The 17,134-nt window shown below is 73.9% G+C and carries 8 protein-coding genes; 4 read left to right on the top strand and 4 right to left on the bottom strand.

What is annotated here, in order from left to right:
* The first annotated feature begins 457 nt into the window (after nucleotides 1-457).
* Complete coding sequence (locus QA634_RS01630) at nucleotides 458-1,816, top strand: capsule biosynthesis protein (protein WP_012330312.1); 1,359 nt, start codon at nucleotides 458-460, stop codon at nucleotides 1,814-1,816.
* A gap of 571 nt (nucleotides 1,817-2,387) precedes the next feature.
* Entirely contained in the window at nucleotides 2,388-3,455 is a 1,068-nt protein-coding gene (locus QA634_RS01625; protein WP_012330311.1) for a phytanoyl-CoA dioxygenase family protein, read from the top strand.
* 114 nt (nucleotides 3,456-3,569) lie between these two features.
* Here QA634_RS01625 and QA634_RS01620 read toward each other — a convergent pair whose 3' ends face one another.
* On the bottom strand, nucleotides 3,570-5,555 hold the full coding sequence (locus QA634_RS01620; protein ID WP_012330310.1) for a capsular polysaccharide biosynthesis protein: 1,986 nt from the start codon (nucleotides 5,553-5,555) through the stop codon (nucleotides 3,570-3,572).
* A 186-nt stretch (nucleotides 5,556-5,741) separates the two neighbouring features.
* Between QA634_RS01620 and QA634_RS01615 the strand changes: the two genes are divergently transcribed.
* A complete protein-coding gene (locus QA634_RS01615; RefSeq protein WP_012330309.1) occupies nucleotides 5,742-6,515 on the top strand; it encodes an SDR family NAD(P)-dependent oxidoreductase in 774 nt (257 codons plus the stop codon).
* 32 nt (nucleotides 6,516-6,547) lie between these two features.
* Complete coding sequence (locus QA634_RS01610) at nucleotides 6,548-7,393, top strand: formyltransferase family protein (RefSeq protein ID WP_012330308.1); 846 nt, start codon at nucleotides 6,548-6,550, stop codon at nucleotides 7,391-7,393.
* A 69-nt stretch (nucleotides 7,394-7,462) separates the two neighbouring features.
* On the opposite strand, the gene QA634_RS01605 is transcribed toward QA634_RS01610, so the two are convergent.
* The 3 genes from QA634_RS01605 to QA634_RS01595 form a co-directional block, all read right to left on the bottom strand.
* Complete coding sequence (locus QA634_RS01605; protein WP_012330307.1) at nucleotides 7,463-8,830, bottom strand: aminotransferase class I/II-fold pyridoxal phosphate-dependent enzyme; 1,368 nt, start codon at nucleotides 8,828-8,830, stop codon at nucleotides 7,463-7,465.
* 107 nt (nucleotides 8,831-8,937) lie between these two features.
* Entirely contained in the window at nucleotides 8,938-16,368 is a 7,431-nt protein-coding gene (locus QA634_RS01600; protein ID WP_012330306.1) for a type I polyketide synthase, read from the bottom strand.
* A gap of 483 nt (nucleotides 16,369-16,851) precedes the next feature.
* The gene (locus QA634_RS01595) at nucleotides 16,852-17,088 is read right to left on the bottom strand and encodes an Lrp/AsnC ligand binding domain-containing protein (protein ID WP_012330305.1); all 237 of its coding nucleotides are present in this window, start codon (nucleotides 17,086-17,088) and stop codon (nucleotides 16,852-16,854) included.
* Nucleotides 17,089-17,134 lie beyond the last annotated feature (46 nt).

Genomic DNA, 17,134 nt, shown 5'->3' with positions numbered 1-17,134 from the left:
GCCCGGGGGCTGGCGGCAGCCTAGCAGGCAGGCTCCCCGCAGGCGATTTACCAGACCCTACCGGCCGTCCGCCGGCCCCGGACTCCGGCGGCTTGTTGCCCGAAATCCACAGCCGGCCCCGCGGCCGGGCCGTGCGGGATGTGGTGGCGAAGCTTGGTCGTGCAGGAATGCGACGGGCGTGTGGCGGCGGCGACCGGGTGGGGAAAACCGCAGCCGCATCATCGTCTTTCCATGTTGCTGCCGCGATTGGGCGATCATTAGCGCCAGCTTGACGCGGCGGGGCCGTGGCCCTGTCGCCGTCAAGTCCCCCTGCGCGAAATGGCCAATCTGGACAACCGACGTGTGAATCCCGGTGAGTGTTGCAGAGGCGCCATTGCTCCACCGGGGTCCGTCCGTACCCTGCCGCCGCGACGGGATGACCGCCCCGCCGTCCTGCAACCAGCCCCGAGGTGCCTGCGTGAGAGCTGATGCTGCGAGACACGGCGGAACCGGTGTCGGGGACGGCGCGAAGCGCCAGGTCTTCCTGTTCCTGCAGGGACCGATCTCTCCCTTCTTCGCGGAGACGGCGGACGCCCTCGAGGCGCGCGGCCACCGCTGCCTTCGGGTCAATCTCTGCTTCGGCGACTGGCTGTTCTGGCGCCGGCCGGGCGGCATCGACTTCCGCGGCTCGCGCGAGAAGTGGCCGGCCTTCGTCGCCGACCTGATCGACCGCGAGGGCGTCACCGACCTCGTGCTCCTCGGCGAGCAGCGCTTCTACCACAAGGTGGCGATCGCGGCCGCCAAGGCCCGCGACCTCAAGGTGACGGTCACGGATTTCGGCTACCTGCGGCCGGACTGGATCACCTTCGAGCGCGACGGCATGTCGGGCGACAGCTGCTTCCCGCGCGATCCCGAGGCGGTGATGGACCTCGCCCGCGACGTGCCGGACCCGGATCTCGTCCCCCGCTACCGGGACAGCTTCGTCACCCAGGTGATCTGGGACATGGCCTACCACCTGATGAGCAACTGGCTCTGGTGGCTCTACCCGGGCTACCGGTCGCATCAGGTGCACCATCCGGCGCTGGTCTACATCGCCACGGCCCTGCACATCCTGCGCGCCAAGCGCACCGGGCCGCGCGGCGACCGCCACGTCGAGGCCCTGCGCGAGGCGGGCACGCCCTACTACGTGATGCCGCTGCAGATGGAGAACGACTTCCAGCTGCGGGCCTACTCGCCCTTCTTCGACCTCAAGACGCCGATCCACATGGTGATCCGCTCCTTCGCGGCCCATGCGCCGGCGGGGTCGCGGCTGCTCATCAAGATCCACCCGCTCGATCCGAACATCCGCAACTGGAAGCGCATCGTGCGCCGCTCCGCCGTGAAGTGGAACGTGCCGGACCGGGTCGACTACATCGACGGCGGCAATCTCGGCACCATGCTGGAGGGCTGCCAGGGCGTGGTGACCGTCAACAGCACGGTCGGGATGTGGTCGATGCGCGCCGGCAAGCCGACCATGACGCTCGGTGCCGCGGTCTACGACATCGACGGTCTGACCTATCAGGGCTCCCTCGACCGGTTCTGGACCGAGGCGCGGCCGCCGCGCCGGGACCTGTGGGACGCCTTCGTCAAGGCGATCGTCGCCAACATCCAGATCCGCGGCGTCTATTACCGGCGCGAGGGGCTCGCCGCGGCGGTCGAGGCCGCGGCCTCCCGCCTCGACCTCGCCCAGGGCACCTGGCTCGAGGTGCGCAGCCGCGCCGCCCGCCGGCAGCGGGAGGCGCCCGCCCTCGCCGCCGAGATGGAGATCGGCGGGATCGAGGCGATGCAGAACGCCTGATCCTCAGCCCCCCGCGCGAGGACACGACCGCGAAGCCGGCCCGGCAACGGGCCGGCTTCGTCGTTCCGGCCGCCCTCCGGCCCGTCCGAGCCCGCGCGTCGGCACCATCGATCAACACAGCGGACGAAACCGCGGCCTGGATCGACCGGCGTGATCATTGGATTGATCCGCCGTCCGGGCGATCACGTCCGGACGGCGGATGCCAAGCCCGCGCGGCGCTTGAGCGAAGCCCACATCCGCCATCCCGAAGGGATCAAGCGGATCACCAGCCCGCGCGGCGCCTGAGCGAAGCCCACATCCGCCATCCCGAAGGGATCAAGCGGATGGGGGATGACGAGCCCGCGCGGCGCTTGAGCGACGCCGACATCCGCATGGCCGAAAGGGGAGATGGCGAAGCCATCCGTCGGATGTCGTCCGACAGCATATCGGCAACAGTGACGCGATCTTACGGTTAGATTGTCCCGCAAAGCCGCCAACATCACAGTTTGGCCGAGAAAACCCGCGAGCCGGGAACGTCCCCGCCGGCCTCGCGCCGCGCGGCGGACGGGAGGCAAGGAGCCGAACGAAGCCCATGGCCGCACTTACCCGCACAGCCGCCCGCGCGGCCGGAACCCTGGCATCCGCCGCCCGCGTGCCCGTCTGGCTCGCCGGAATCGCCGGCGCCGACAAGTCCTTCGCGAAGAACCCGATCCTCGGCAGCCCGACGCTCAACCGCCTGGGCCTGCACGCGGCGCGGGTGCAACTCGCCGCCCGCATAGCCGAGCAGCGCCGCGCCCGGCTGGCGCCGCTGGTCGACCCGGCCGACCGCGCCGCCTTCGACCGGGACGGCATCGTCATCAAGCGCGACTTCCTGGACCCGGAGACCTTCCGGGCCCTCAAGGACGAGATCTTCGGGCGGCGCTTCGCGGCCCGGGAGCTGCGCCAGGGCCAGGCCGTGCAGCGCATGGTCCCGCTCGGCCGCGACACGCTCCCCGGCCTGCCGCAGCTCTCGGCGCTGGTAAGCCACCCCGCGCTGCGCGGCCTGACCTACTACGCGGCCTCGCGGGCCGGGGAGCCGGTCTACTACCTGCAGACCGTCGTGGCCGAGCCCGACGGCCCGAACGACCCGCAGACGGCGCTGCACGCCGACACCTTCCACGCCACCACCAAGGGCTGGTTCTTCCTGCACGACGTGGCGGAGGAGGAGGGTCCCTTCGTCTACGTGCCCGGCTCGCACCGGCTGACGCCGGAGCGCCTGGCCTGGGAGCGCGCGCAGAGCGTCGCGGCGCGGGGGCATGCCAACAGCCACCACGCGGCCGGCTCCTTCCGGATCCGCGAGGAGGACCTGCCCGGCCTCGGCTACGGCGCGCCGGTGCGGGTCGCGGTGCCGGCCAACACCCTGGTGATCGCTGACACGTTCGGCTTCCACGCCCGCGCCCCGAGCCTCCGGGCGAGCACGCGGGTGACCGTCCACACCTACATCCGCCGCAACCCGTTCCTGCCCTGGACCGGCCTCGACCCGAAGGCGCTGCCGGGGCTGCGCGGCCGCGAACTCGCGCTCTATCTCGGGTTCCAGGACCTGAAGCGGCGCCTCACCGGCCGCGGCGCCCCCTGGCGGCCGGTAGGGCCGGTGACCGTCGACGCGCCCGCGCAGGTCTAGGGCCGACCGACGGCGCCGGGACGCGGCGCACCCGGGGCGCGCCGGCGGGGCTCAGCCCCGCGCCGGCGGGGCTCAGCCCCGTGCCGGCGGGGCTCAGCCCCGTGCCGGCGGGGCTCAGCCCCGCCGCAGCACGTGGCGCCAGATCAGGGACCAGACCTGCTTCATCACCGCCTCGGCCGTGAGTTCCCGCCGCGACAGGGAGGGATCGCCCTCCGCGAGGCGGCGCACCAGCACCTCGGGCGGGCAGGGCAGGCCGGTGCGCGGATCGACGTAGCGCGGATAGGCGATCAGCGCCCCCGCCACGAGTTCGTCCAGGCTGAGCCGCCGCGTGCGCCGCGGGCAGGGCGGGCTCTCCGTCAGGCCCCAGCCGGCGTAGAAGGGCAGGCCGTGCGTCGTCACCGGCTTGCCCCGCAGCAGCGCCTCGAAGCCGATCAGGGAGGTCAGCGTCTCGACGTGGTCGGCCGCGTCGATCGCGTCCGCCGCCGAGACGTCCCGCAGCACCATGTCGGCATGGGCCGCCAGGTCCTGCGCCGGCACCCAGCCGGGGCGCAGGCCCGCCTCCACGTCCGGATGCGGCTTGAAGGCGATCACCGCCTCCGGATGACGCTCCCGGGCGCGGCGCAGCAGGTCCGCGTTGGTGCGCACCTCCAGGCAGCCGAGCCGGATCGAGGCGTCGTTCTCCACTTGGCCGGCCACCAGCACCAGGGGGCCGGGCCGCGGCCGCGGCGGCATCGGCGCGCCGCCGACATTGTACTTGCTGACCCGTGCGGCGACGATGGTCTCGCGCAGGTCGGCCGCGCGCTCCAGCATCGCTTCGTCGAACTCGGCCGTCTCCAGCAGCCGCTCCAGGTCGCTCGGGCGCGTGGCGTCGTAGTAGACCCCCGCGCGGTCGAGGACGTGCGAGGCCCCCGGCCGCAGGGCGACCCCGAGCCCGACCGAGCGCAGGAACCCGTCCTCCATCCGCAGTAGCGGGATGCCGGCGGCGCGGCAGGCCTCCTCCGTCCCCTCCGGCATCCGGCTCGCCCAGGCGACGACGCGCGCGAAGCCCCGCAGGTCGGAGGCGGTCACGCGCGCGACCTTCTGCGGGATCACCGGACGCTGGCCCGGGGACGAGAAGGTCTCGCTCACCGAGCGCCGCTTCCAGGCCGAGAAGCCGAGGCAGAGCGTGCGCGCCGTGTTCTCCCGGGCGCGGCCGACGATCAGGGCCAGGTAGTCGAGGGCGTCCTCCAGCCGGCAGGCCTCGCCCAGATAGGGGTCGAAGTAGCGGGAGCAGACGATGTAGGCCGCGGCGAAGACCTCCTGCGGGCTGCGGCGGCGGGAGCGCCGCGGCAGGTGCAGCCGGTCGTCCGTGAAGCCCCAGCCGGCGTAGAAGGGCAGGCCGAAGCAGGTCACCCGGCGCCCCGCCAGGGCGGCTTCGAGGCCGATATGGCTGGTCACCACGAACAGGCGGGCGCATTCCTCCACCACCGACCAGGCGGCGACCGGCTCGGTCACCAGCCGGGCGCCGAAGCGCGCGGCCGTGGCGGCGTCGATGTGGCCGACCGTGCCGGGCGGGGCGGCCGGGTCCATCACCACGACCCGCTCGGCCTGCGGGTGCTCGGCGGCCGCGGCGGCCAGCATCGCGGTGAAGCAGGTCGCCCCGGCGAGCCCGAAGCCGATCGTGGCGTCCCGGCGCCCCTGGTCGACGATGGCGACGCGCGGGGCCGCGCGCGGGCCGGGCGCCTCGCCGAGCACCTCGCCGAGCAGCCGGCGGCGCGGGTCGTTGTCGAGGCTCAGCCGCTCCTCGCGCAGGCGGGCGCTGCCGGCCTCGGCCCGCGCCAGGGTCTCGGGCGTCTCCCAGCCGCCCTCCTCCAGCATGATCTCGAGTTCGCTCGGCGCCGTGGCGTCGTAGTAGATGCCGAGCCCGTCCACGATGTAGCTGAGGCCGCGCGCGCCGCGCCCCGCCGCGGGCAGGCGCAGGAAGCCGTCGTCCCAGCGGTCGGTGAGGCGCACGCGGCGGGAGGTCGGATCGCTGCCCAGCCGGCGCGACCGGCGCGGCGTCTCCGGCTCGCTGTCGGACGCGGTGCGGGGCCAGAACCGCTTGAGCTTGCTGTGATCCATCCGGTGCTCGTCTCGGGCGGGTCTGCCCGCGCCGCGGGTCCCGCGCCGTTCCATATCGGCCGGGCCCCGTCAAGCGCGGCGGTGTCGGGCCGGGGCGCGGGTGCGCCGGCTTCCGGCGCGGCCGCGTCGCCGCTATAGCCGGGACCGCCGGGCGGCCCCGCCCCGGCCCGACCGTGGAGCCGGATCATGCCCGTCATCCTGATCAGCGGCGCGTCGAGCGGGATCGGCGCCGCCCTCGCGCGCCACTACGCGGCCCCGGGCACGACCCTCGCGCTCAACGCCCGCGGGGCCGAGCGGCTGGAAGCGGTGGCGGAATCCTGCCGGCGCGCCGGGGCGGAGGTCGAGACCCGCGCCCTCGACGTGCGCGACCGCGCCGCCACGCGCGCCTGGATCGAGGACCTCGCCGCCCGCCGCGGCCTCGACCTCGCCATCGCCAATGCGGGCGTGAATGGCGGCCACCCTGAGGGCGGGATCGAGACCGAGGAGACGGCCTTCCTGGTCATCGACGTGAACCTGCTCGGGGCGCTCAACGTGGCGCTGCCCTGCGTGGCGCGGATGGCGGCGCGGGGACGCGGCCAAGTCGCCCTGATCTCCTCGCTCGCCGCCATCGCGCCCCTGCCCGACGCGCCCGCCTATAGCGGCACCAAGGCGGCGCTCCTCGCCCACGGCCTCGCCCTCCGCGAGAAGCTCGCGCCGCGAGGCGTGCGGATGAACGTGGTCTGCCCGGGCTACGTGCGCACCGCCATGGGGGCCGATTACCAGGGCTGGCGTCCCCTGGAGATGAGCGCCGAGGCGGCGGCGCGGCGGATCGCCAGGGGCCTCGCCCGGGACGAGGCGGTGATCGCCTTCCCGGCCGCCCTCGCGGCGGCGGCCCGCGGCGCCGCCCTCCTGCCGGAATCCCTGCGCCGCCTCGGCATGCGCGGCTTCCGCTTCCGGACGGGGGAGCGGCAGCAGCGCTGATCCCCCCACGCATCGCGACGCCGGAGCCTCCCTTGCGCATCGCCCTCTTCACCCTCGAAGCCCTGCCCAACGCCCGCGCGGTGCGCCGCTTCGTGGCCGACCACGCGGCGGAGATCGCCTTCGTGGGCCTCTCGAACCCGGAGCGGCCGAGCGCCGGCGGGCTCCTCGGCCAAGTGCGCCGCCACCTCGTGCGCTCGGGCCCCGGCTTCCTGCCCTATCTGGGGGTGAATTTCGGCCTGCCCGACCTCGTGCGCGGCCTCGCGCCGGTGACGCAGCGGCTCGGCGGCAGCCTGGACCAGCCCGAGACGACGCCGCTCGCCGCGCTCTGCCGCCGGCTCGGCTTGGCGCATGCCCGCATCGACGCCGTGAACGCGCCCGAGACGACGGCGCTCATCGCCGAGCACCGGGCCGACCTCATCGTCTCCTACCATTTCGACCAGATCTTCGACGCCGCGACCCTGGCGGCGGCGCCGCTCGGCGGGATCAACCTGCATCCCTCGCTGCTGCCGCGCCATCGCGGGCCGGTACCGACCCTGCACGCGCTCCTCGACGAGACGCCGGATTTCGGGGTCACGGTGCATCGCCTGAGCCCGCAGATCGATGCCGGCACGATCCTGGCGCAGGAGCGGGCGGACCTGCCCGCCGACGTCACCGCCACCCGGGCGGCGATGCGCCTGCACGAGGCGGGCCGCCCGCTCCTCGCCGGGATCCTCGATGCCGTGCGGCGGGACGGCCGGGTGCCGCCGGGCCGCGCCGTGCCGGTGCTGCCCTATTGCGGCTTCCCGAGCCCCGCGCAGCTGCGCGACCTGAAGCGCCGCGGCCGCCGCCTCGTGGACGCGCGCGACCTTGCCGAGGCGTTCAGCCTGTCGCTGCGCTGAGCGGGTGAGCGCCGGGCGGCGGCCCCCTCCGGCGGGGGCTGCCCGCGGCGGGAGCTGCCCGTTCCCGCCTCAGCTGCGCCGCGCGATCAGCCGCTCGACCAGCGAGCCGCCCCGGTTCAGCTCCGCCGTCTCCTCGGCGAGCGCCGCGACGGTGAGGCGGATCTGCTCCACCGTGTGCTCCGAGGTCAGGAAGAAGCGCAGGCGCGACGAGCGCTCGGGCACGGCCGGGTGGATGATCGGCTGCACGTTGACGCCGCGCTTGAACAGGCGGTCGGACAGGGTCACGGCCTTGAGCGAGTCGCCGATGATCACCGGCACGACGGCGAGGCCGAGGCTGGTCCCGGTGTCGAGGCCGCGCTGGCGCGCCTCGCTGAGGAAGAGCTGGCCGTTGCGGCGCAGGCGCTCGACCCGCTCCGGCTCGCGGTGCATCAGGTCCAGCGAGGCGGCCGCCGCCGCGGCGAGCGGCGGCGACATCCCCACCGAGTAGACGAAGCCGCCCGCCGTGCATTTCAGGAACTCGACGAGGGCGGCGCAGCCCGCCACGTAGCCGCCGCAGGACGAGAGCGTCTTCGACAGCGTGCCCATCCAGATGTCGACGGAGCGCGGGTCGACGTCGCAATGCTCGTGCAGCCCGTGGCCGTGCCGCCCGAGCACGCCGAGCCCGTGCGCCTCGTCCACCATCAGCCAGGCGCCGTAGCGCTCCTTCAGTGCGACGAAGCCGGCGAGGTCCGGCGCGTCGCCGTCCATGCTGTAGAGGCCCTCGATGATGATGAGGGCGCGGCGGTGCTCGTGGCGGGTGGCGTGAAGCAGCCCTTCGAGCGCGGCGAGGTCGTTGTGCGGGAAGCTGCGCCGCTGCGCGCCCGAGAGCTGCGCGCCGGTCACCACGGAATTGTGGATCAGGGCGTCGTGATAGATCACGTCGCCTGCCTCCATCAGGGCCGCGATGGTCGCCACGTTGGTGGCGTGCCCGCTCACCATGACGACGCAGGATTCGGTGCCGTAATGGGCCGCCAGCGCCCGCTCCAGGGCGAGGTGCCCCGGCCGCTCGCCGGCGACGACCCGGCTCGCCGAGGCCGAGGTGCCGTAGGTGGACAGCGCGGCCTGCGCCGCCGCGTTCACCTCCGCATGGCCGTTGAGGCCGAGGTAATCATAGGACGAGAAGTTGATCAGCGTCTCGCCGTCGATGCGCGTCGTCGCGCCCGCCTTGGCGTCGTGAACGCGGAAGAACGGGTTGCCGAGGCCGATCAGCTCCGCCGCGGAGCGCTGCAGCTTCAGCTCCTTGTAGCCGGGCAGGCTCTCGAAATCCTGCGCCGGGACCAGGGCAGGCTTCGGCGCGGGCCGGGTCGGGCCCGGGCGGGTGGGGGCCTTGCCGAGGCGGGCCGCCACGAAGCCGGCGAGCGCCTCGCGACCGCCTGTGGGTTTGGTGGAACTGCTCATGGGCAGCGCGTATCCGTCCGATGTTCCGCTACGGGAGAGGCAGGAAGACACGCAAAAGGGGATTTTCTGAGGCCCGCCGCGGCTCCGCGAGCCGCGGCGGGCGCATCTCAGAGGATCACCTTGATCTCGCGGCTCTTCTCCTCGACGAGGGCCTGGAGCGGGTCGAGCTGGCTGGCATCCAGGCTCTCGCCCGCGTGGCGCTGGGCGAGGCTCAGCACCGCCGCCGCGCCCTCGTCGACCGGTGCCGCCACCGACTGGATCAGCGTGTCGGCGAGTTCGAGCACGGTCTGGCTGCTCGACACGCCCGCCGGCGGCGCCTCCAGGCCGAAGCGCTCCTGCAGGCTGGCGCCGAGCTCGACGCCCATCAGCGAGTCGAGGCCGATCTCCGAGAGCTGCCGCACGCGGCTGAGGTCGTCCTTCGGCAGGCGCAGGATGCGGGCCACGTCCTCGACGATCGCGTCCGCCACGACCTTGCGCACCTCGTCGAGGTCGAGGCTGCGCAGGAGGCCCGGGATGCTGATCGCCGTGACCCCGCCGGCCTCCGTCTGCTGCTCCGAGCCCAGGGCCGCGTAGCTCGGCGATTTCAGCGTCGCGAGGCGCTCGCGGGCCTTGCCCCAGTGCATCGCCGCGATGGCCAGCACCGCGTCGTCCGGGGCCGGGCCCTGCAAGCTCAGCGCCTCGGCCATCAGATCGAGGGACTTGCGCGCGGCGACCGGCGTCACGCCGACGCGCTCGGACAGGGTCTCCATCACGGCGCGGTTGCGGGCGAGCACGCCGACATCCCCGATCGCCCCCCAGGCCACCGCCAGGGCCGGCAGGCCGAGGCGGCGCCGCTGCCGGGCCAGCCCCTCCATGAAGCCGTTCGCCGCCACGTAGGCGCCCTGGCCCGGGTTGCCGATGAAGGTCGTGGCCGAGGAGAACAGCACGAAGTAGTCGAGGCTGCGGGTGCGGGTGAGCGCGTCGAGGTGGCTCGCGCCGGTCACCTTCGGGGCCAGGACCGCGTCGAGGGCGGCCGGATCGAGGTTCGCGACCAGACCGTCCTGCAGCACCATGGCGCCGTGGATGATGCCGGCGAGGGGCGGGCCCTCCGCCTCGACCGCGTCGAGGAGCGTCGCGACCGCCGCGCGATCCGCGATGTCGCAGGCCAGGGTGCGCACGCTCACGCCGCGGCCGGTGAGCTCCGCGATCGTGGCGAGGGCCTCCTCGCTCGACGGGGCCCGGCGGCCGACGAGCACGATGTGCCTGGCCCCGTGATCGGCGAGCCAGCGCGCCGCCTCGATGCCGAAGCCGCCGAGGCCGCCGGTGACGAGGTGGCTGCGGTCGGGCGCCACCACGAAGGGGCGGCGCGTCTCCGCCGCGACCGTGCCGGCCCGGGGCGGCGCGATCACGATCTTGCCCACGTGACCCGATTGCTGCATCAGCCGGAACGCGTCCGACACCTCCTCGGCCGCGAAGGGCTGGAACGGCAGCGGCTTCAGAACCCCGTCCGCGAACAGCGCCATCACCTCGCGGAACAGGCGCTGGCCCTCCTCCGGCTGGAATTGCAGCAGCTGGTCGAGGTCGACCCCGAAATAGGACAGGTTCCGCCGGAACGGCCGCAGCCCGATATGGGTGTTGGCCACGTAGTCCCGCTTGCCGAGCTCGACGAAGCGCCCGAACGGCTTGAGGACGTTGAGGCTGCGCTCCATCGCCTCGCCCGAGAGGCTGTTGAGCACCACGTCGACGCCGTCGCTGGTGATCCGGCGGATCTCGTCCACGAAGGCGAGGGAGCGGGAATCGAGCACGTGCTCGGCGCCCAGCGCCTTCACGAGGGCGCGCTTCTCCGTCGAGCCCGCCGTGGCGATCACCCGCGCGCCCCGCGAGGCCGCGATCTGCAGGGCCGCGAGGCCGACGCCGCCCGCCCCGCCATGGACCAGCACCCACTCGCCGGCCTTGATCCGGGCCAGGGTGACGAGGCCGTAATAGGCGGTGAGGAAGGCGACCGGCGTCGTCGCGGCGGCCTGCAGGCCGATGCCCTTGGGCGCCGGCGCCACCACCATCTCGGGCACCACCACGTGGGTGGCGAAGCCCGACTGGGCGAAGGCCACGACCGCGTCGCCGGGCGCCACCGCGGTGACGCCGGGGCCGACCGCCGTGACGCGGCCCGAGCATTCGAGACCGAGCCGCGGGCCGGCGAAGCCGTCCTCGAGGATCTCCTCGGGCAGCATCGAGAGCGCCCAGAGCACGTCCCGGAAGTTGAGGCCCGTCGCCTCGACCGCGATCTCCACCTGGCCCGGGCCGGGGGCGACGCGCTCGGCCGGACCCCAGCGCATCTCGTTGAGGCCGCCATGGGCGCTGCGCTCCAGCCGCGCGGCCGGCGCCGCCCCGGCCTCGCGCACCGAGCGCCGGCCGGTGCCGCCCGCCGCGAAGCGCACGACCCGGGTGCGGTCCTCGTCGAGGACGATCTCGGTCTCGGCCGTGCCCGACAGGATGAGGTCGCGCAGCCGCTCGGCCGTGCGCTTCGAGGTCAGCGTCGCCGCGAGGTCGACCCGCCGGATGTCGAGGCTCGCCACCTCATTCGCCAGCGTGCGCGTGAAGGCCCAGACGCCGGCCTCGACGCTGCAGGCCGGCCCGCCGCGGTCCCGGGTCGCGCCGGGGCAGACCACCCAGAGCCGGGTCGGCCGCGTGCCGAGATGCTCGACGCAGCGCTTGAGCCCGAGCACCCGCTCGCGCAGGCGCGCCGCCGGCTCCCCGCCGCGGCCGAAGGCCTTGGCGAGGTACATCACGGTGTCGGGCGTCTCCCGCGCCAGTTCCTGCAGCGACACCTCGGAATCGAGGATGATCGAGACGTGCACGCCGCTCGCCACGAGCAGCGTCGCCAGCGAGGAGGCGGTCTCGGCCGCGAAATCGTCCTCCGACCCGATGATGAAGGCGAAGGTCTGGCCCGGCGCCGGCTTCGGCCGCGGCGGCGCCTCGGCCAGGAGCAGGAGGTCGTTGCCCGCCTCGGTGGCGGCGCGGTCGGCCGAGACCTTCACGAGGCCGGCCGCCGAGAGCGCCCGCTGCCAGCCCGCGACGTCGTCGAGGCGCCCGACCGGCAGGTCGGGCTCGCCCTCGAACCAGGTCGGCGCGAGGCCGAAGACGAGGTCGCGGAACAGCGAGGCGGCGGGCTCGACCGCCGCGAACAGCCCGCCCGTGGCGAGGCTGGCCGCGAGCCGGCCGAGCAGCTCGCGGTCGCTGCGATGGAGCACGTCGCTCGCCAGCACCGCGTCGATGGCGGCCTGAGGCAGCTCCGCCGGGTCCTCGATCACCGTGATCCCGGCCGGGAGCGCGAGGCGCGCCCGCTCGGCGAGGCGGCGATCCGCCTCGAAGACGGTGAGCTTCGCCTCGCAGGCGGCCGCGAAGGCCGCCACCTGCGCGGAGAGCGGGCCGTAGCCGATCTGCAGGAGCCGCAGCGCCCGGTCGCGGGGCAGGGCCGACTGGCTGCGCTCCAGCAGCCGCATCAGCGTCTCGGCCGAGGCGCGCACCGTCGCGCCGCGCAGGCTGAACCCGTCGAGGGCGGCCTGGGGCAGGACGGGGGCCTGGCTCAGGCTCCCGTCGAGGATCCGGGCGACCACCGCGCCGAGATCGGCGCAGAGCAGCAGCTCCGCCGAGAGGTCGGGATGGTCCGCCGCGATCCAGCGCATGATCTCGTCGGGATCGGGCAGCGTCACGTCCGTGCGCAGCTTCCAGCGGTGGTCGCCGAGTCCCTCGGCGAGCCCGCTGCCGTCGAGGGCGATGAGCTGGTTGACGAACCAGGGGCGCAGCGCCTCCGGCAGGCGGCCGAGGGACGCGAGGTCGACGATGCTGCCGCGCGACAGGCCGCGGGCGAGCCGGTAGGCGAGGGCGGTCGCCCAGCCTTCCAGCAGCATGTGCCCGGGCGAGAGCGCCGCCTCGTCCTGCGCCAGCACGCCCGGCGCCTGCCGGCGCGCGGTCGCGGCGACCGAGGGCTGCGGCTCCAGCGCGATCGCGGTCGGCTCGGTGGCGAGTTCGGTCGCTTGCCGGATCGCGTAGGCGTCGAGGTCGCCGCCGCCCTTGGCGCGCAGGGCCTGGAAGCGGCCCTCGCGCAGGGTCGCGATCACCGCGCCCTCCGCGTCCACCAGGGTGAAGTCGGCCAGGATGCTGCGCTCGTTGCAGCGCAGGGTCCGGATCATCGCCCGGGCGATCACGCCGCCGGGCCGCAGCAGGCGCACCTCGCCGAAGCGCACCGGCACGTAGGCCTTGCCGGCATTCTCGCCGAGCAGGTCGGCGAAGAGCAGGATCAGGCCGTGGAAGCAGGAATCGAGGCGGGCGGGCACCAGGCCGAAGCGCGGATTGGCCTCCGCCGGCACCAGTTCCGAGACGATGGTGGCCTCGTCGAGCCGGGCGCTGCGGGCGACCTGCCGGAAGCTCGGGCCGAAGCCGAGGCCGGAGCGGCGCGCCCGCTCGTAGAGCTCCTCGCCGGACACGACCTGGTCCTCGGGCAGCGCCACCTCGACGCGGGCCGGGACCGGGCGCTCGCCCTCCACGATCTTGGCGACCGCGTGGAGCTGCCAGGCGGCCTGCGCGAGGCGGGGCCGCGACAGGATCTGCACCTGGTTGACGCCGGGCGCGAAGCGCGCCTGGACCTCGCGCAGGGCCTCCTCGGCGAAGATCATCGGCTGCTGGATCTCGACGTCGGCCAGCGTCACGGCCTCGCTGCCGAGATGCTCGCGGGCCACCGCCAGCGCCATCTCCACGAAGGCCGCCCCGGGCAGGATCGCCTGGCCGTCGATGCGGTGGTCGTCGAGGTCGGGATTGGTGGCGAGGTCGAGATGGGCCTGCCACTCCAGCCCGCCCGCGAAGAGGCGGGACCCGATCAGCGGGTGGTAGGGCCGCGGGCTCGCCGGGCTCAGCACCTCGGTGGTCTCGGCGAGCCGGAACGGGCGGCGCTGCCAGGGATAGGAGGGCAGGGCGACCGGCCCCTCGGGGTTGCGCCCGAAGGCCACCGCCTCGTCCACGGCGGCGCCCTGCACCACGGCGCTCGCCAGCGCCTGCAGGAACGGGTCGCGGTCGGACGGCTTCTTGTGCAGCACGCCCACGGTGGCGCCGTCGATGCCGAGCGGCTCCAGGCAGTCGCCGATATGGGGCAGCAGGGTCGGCCGCGGGCCGACCTCGACGAAGACGCGGGCGCCCGCGCGGGCGGCGGCCTGCACGGCCTCGCTGAAGCGCACCGGCTCGCGGATGTTGCGCCACCAGTAGCCGGCGTCGAACCGCTCGCCCGCCAGCAGGTCGCCGGTCACGGTCGAGGCCATCGGCACGGTCCCGGATGAGGGCGCGAGCCCCTTGAGGTCGCGCAGCAGCGGCCCCTCGATCGGGTCCATCAGCCGGCCGTGGAACGCGTAGTCGAGATCGAGCTTGCGGCCGCGGCGGCGCTTGCGCGCCATCGCCTTCATGGCGGCGTCGATCGACTCGACCGGGCCCGCCACCGTGACCGCCTTCGGGCTGTTCAGGGCCGCGATGTCGAGGTCGGGGAAATCGGCCAGGAAGGTCTCCACCTCCTCGACCGGGGCCAGCAGCACCGCCATCGTGCCGAGGCCGCGCGTGGTCTCCTGGTGCTTCGAGCGGTTGAAGATCACCCGCACGGCCTGGGGCAGGCTCAGGATGCCGGCGGCCTCCGCGGCGCCGATCTCGCCGACCGAGTGGCCGATGATCACCCCGGGGGTGAGCCCGACCGCCCGCAGGGCCGCCGTCGCGGCGCTCTGGATCGCGAAGATCAGCGGCTGGGAGACGCTGGTGAGGACGAGGCGCGCCTCCAGGTCGTCCGCGAACAGGGCCTCGGTCAGCGACCAGCCGGCGAGCGGCCGGAACAGCGCGTCGACCGCCTCGAAGCGGCTCCGGAAGCTCGCATTCGCCGCATAGGCGTCGCGGCCCATCCCGGCCCATTGGCTGCCGTTGCCGGAATACACGAAGGCGACCGGGCCCGAGCGCTCGGAGGCGGTGCCGAGGGCGCCGGCGGGCGGCTCCTCGGAGGCCGCGACGGCCCGCAGGCTCTCGGCGACGGCGCTGGCATCCGCGAGCGGCACGGCGAGCCGGGTGGGCAGGCGCTCCCGGCGGTGGGCGGCCGCCGCGGCGATGCGGCCGATCTCGGCCGGGGCGGCGCCGTCGAGGCGCTCCGCGTAGGCCTCGGCGAGTTCGTTGAGGGCGGCGCGGCTCTGCGCCGACAGGAGCAGCACCTCCGGCGCCGGCGCGGCCTCGCCCGCGCCCGCCGGGGCGGCGCCCTTGGCGTCGGTGAGGATCACGTGCGCGTTGGTGCCGCCGAAGCCGAACGAGTTCACGCCCGCGAAGCGCTCGCCGCGCCCCCGCGCGAGCGGCCGCGGCGCCGTGTTCACGGCGAGGTTCAGGTCGTCGAAGCGGATGGCGGGGTTGAGCTCCTCGCAGTGCAGCGAGGGCGGCAGCAGGTCGTGCTCGAGGGCGAGGCTCGCCTTCAGCAGGCCGGCGAGGCCGGAGACCGGCTCGGTATGGCCGATATTGGTCTTGATCGAGCCGATCGGCAGCGGGGCGGTGCGGCCGCGGCCGATCTTCGATCCGATGGCGCCGGCCTCGATCGGGTCGCCGACCGGCGTGCCGGTCCCGTGCGCCTCCACGAAGGCGACCGCGTCGAGGTCGATGCCGGCCTCGCGGTAGATCTCCTCCAGCAGCACGCCCTGCGCGTAGCCCGAGGGCAGCGAGATGCCGGTCGTGCGCCCGTCCGAATTGACCTTGGAGGCCGCGATCACCGCGCGCACCGTGGCGCCGGTCCGCGCCGCCGCCGCCGCCGATTGCAGCACCAGGACGACGCCGCCCTCCGCGCGCACGTAGCCGTCCGCCCTGGCCGAGAAGGCCTGGCACAGGCCCGTGCGCGACAGCATCGAGGCGTTCGAGAAGGAGATGAAGTTGAACGGGCTCGCCAGCACGTTCACGCCCGCCACCACGGCCGTGTCGATGCGGCCCGAGGCGATCGCCGCGACGGCCGCGTCGAGGGCCACCAGCGAGGACGAGCAGGCCGTGTCGAGGGTGAAGCTCGGCCCCTTCAGGTCGAAGATGTAGGAGATGCGGTTCGAGAGGATCGACAGCGTGTTGCCGGTCGCCGCGTAGGCGTCGCCGGAGGCGCAGTCGAGCACCCGCAGATTGCCGTAATCGAGCGAGGAGGCGCCCACGAAGACGCCGATCCCGGTCCCGGCGACGGCGGAGGGCCGCAGGCCCGCATCCTCCAGCGCCTCCCAGGTCAGTTCGAGCAGCATCCGCTGCTGGGGATCCATCTGCTCCGCCTCGCGGGGCGAGATCCCGAACACGGTGGGGTCGAACGACCAGATGTCGTCGAGCACGCCCGCCGCCCAGGTGTAGCTCTTGCCGCGCTCCTGGACGCGCGGATGCCCCAGGCGCTCCAGGGACCAGCGGTCCTCCGGGATCCGGGAGACCGCGCAGCGCCCCTCGGCGAGGAGCTGCCAGAGGCCGTCGATGCCCGTGGCACCCGGGAGTCGGCAGGCCCGACCGATGATCGCGATGTCAGGACGATGTCTCACGTTCGGTACGCACGCTCGCTCAAAGGGGAAGCCGGCGGGTGTGCCGACGCGGACCTTCCTTAGCCATAGTATGCGACCTGAGCCGAGGCCAACCCCCCGCAGGCCGCCGTCATCCCTCAGCCCCTGCCGATGCCGGGGCGGTGTTGCACAACTTCATCAGTGATACTGCGTCGCGAATTTCGGCAGCTTGCCCTGATCCGCGGCACATCGTGCGGTTGCCAGCATCGAACAGCGCCCGTCATTGTTAAGTTCATCGTGCCTCGCGACTGTGCTGGCGCAGGCCGCTAGTAAGCCGGAAATTCGGGTCGTATTGCGGCAGAGCCGCCGTCCGCTTCCCCGGATTGAGCACGGCCGCCAACCCGCAGGCCCGTTCCCGCGCGCGGGGACCTTCGGAGGGGACCTCGGCGGGGCGTCGCGCGGTTCCGCCCGGCCCGCTCTCCCCGCCGCGTCCGCCGGATCGGTGGCCGTCCCGGCCGACGATGCTCAGAAGGCCTTGAAGGTGATGATGGTCCGGGTGTCCTGGATGTTCGGGATCGTCTGCACGTTCTCGGCGACGAAGTGCCCGATATCGACCCCATCCTCGACGTGGAACTTGGCGAGAACGTCGTAATGCCCGGCGGTGGAGTAGATCTCTGAGGCGATCTCCCGGTCGGCGAGCGCGCTCGCCACCGTGTAGGTGCGCCCGAGCTGGCACTTGATCTCGACGAAGAAGGTCTGCATCGGCCTCGCCCCCCTGGCCGCCGGGATGCCCGGCCCCGCGGCGGGG

The sequence above is a fragment of the Methylobacterium sp. CB376 genome (genome assembly GCF_029714205.1).
In the GTDB taxonomy this organism is placed as follows: domain Bacteria; phylum Pseudomonadota; class Alphaproteobacteria; order Rhizobiales; family Beijerinckiaceae; genus Methylobacterium.
The sequence above is the reverse complement of the archived record's forward strand: the minus strand, read 5'-3'. Positions and strand labels throughout refer to the sequence as shown.

Coding starts and splice junctions, on each gene's coding strand:
- QA634_RS01625 (WP_012330311.1), top strand. CDS start 2,388: ATGGCCGCACTTACCCGCACAGCCGCCCGCGCGGCCGGAACCCTGGCA.
- QA634_RS01620 (WP_012330310.1), bottom strand. CDS start 5,555: ATGGATCACAGCAAGCTCAAGCGGTTCTGGCCCCGCACCGCGTCCGAC.
- QA634_RS01615 (WP_012330309.1), top strand. CDS start 5,742: ATGCCCGTCATCCTGATCAGCGGCGCGTCGAGCGGGATCGGCGCCGCC.
- QA634_RS01605 (WP_012330307.1), bottom strand. CDS start 8,830: ATGAGCAGTTCCACCAAACCCACAGGCGGTCGCGAGGCGCTCGCCGGC.
- QA634_RS01595 (WP_012330305.1), bottom strand. CDS start 17,088: ATGCAGACCTTCTTCGTCGAGATCAAGTGCCAGCTCGGGCGCACCTAC.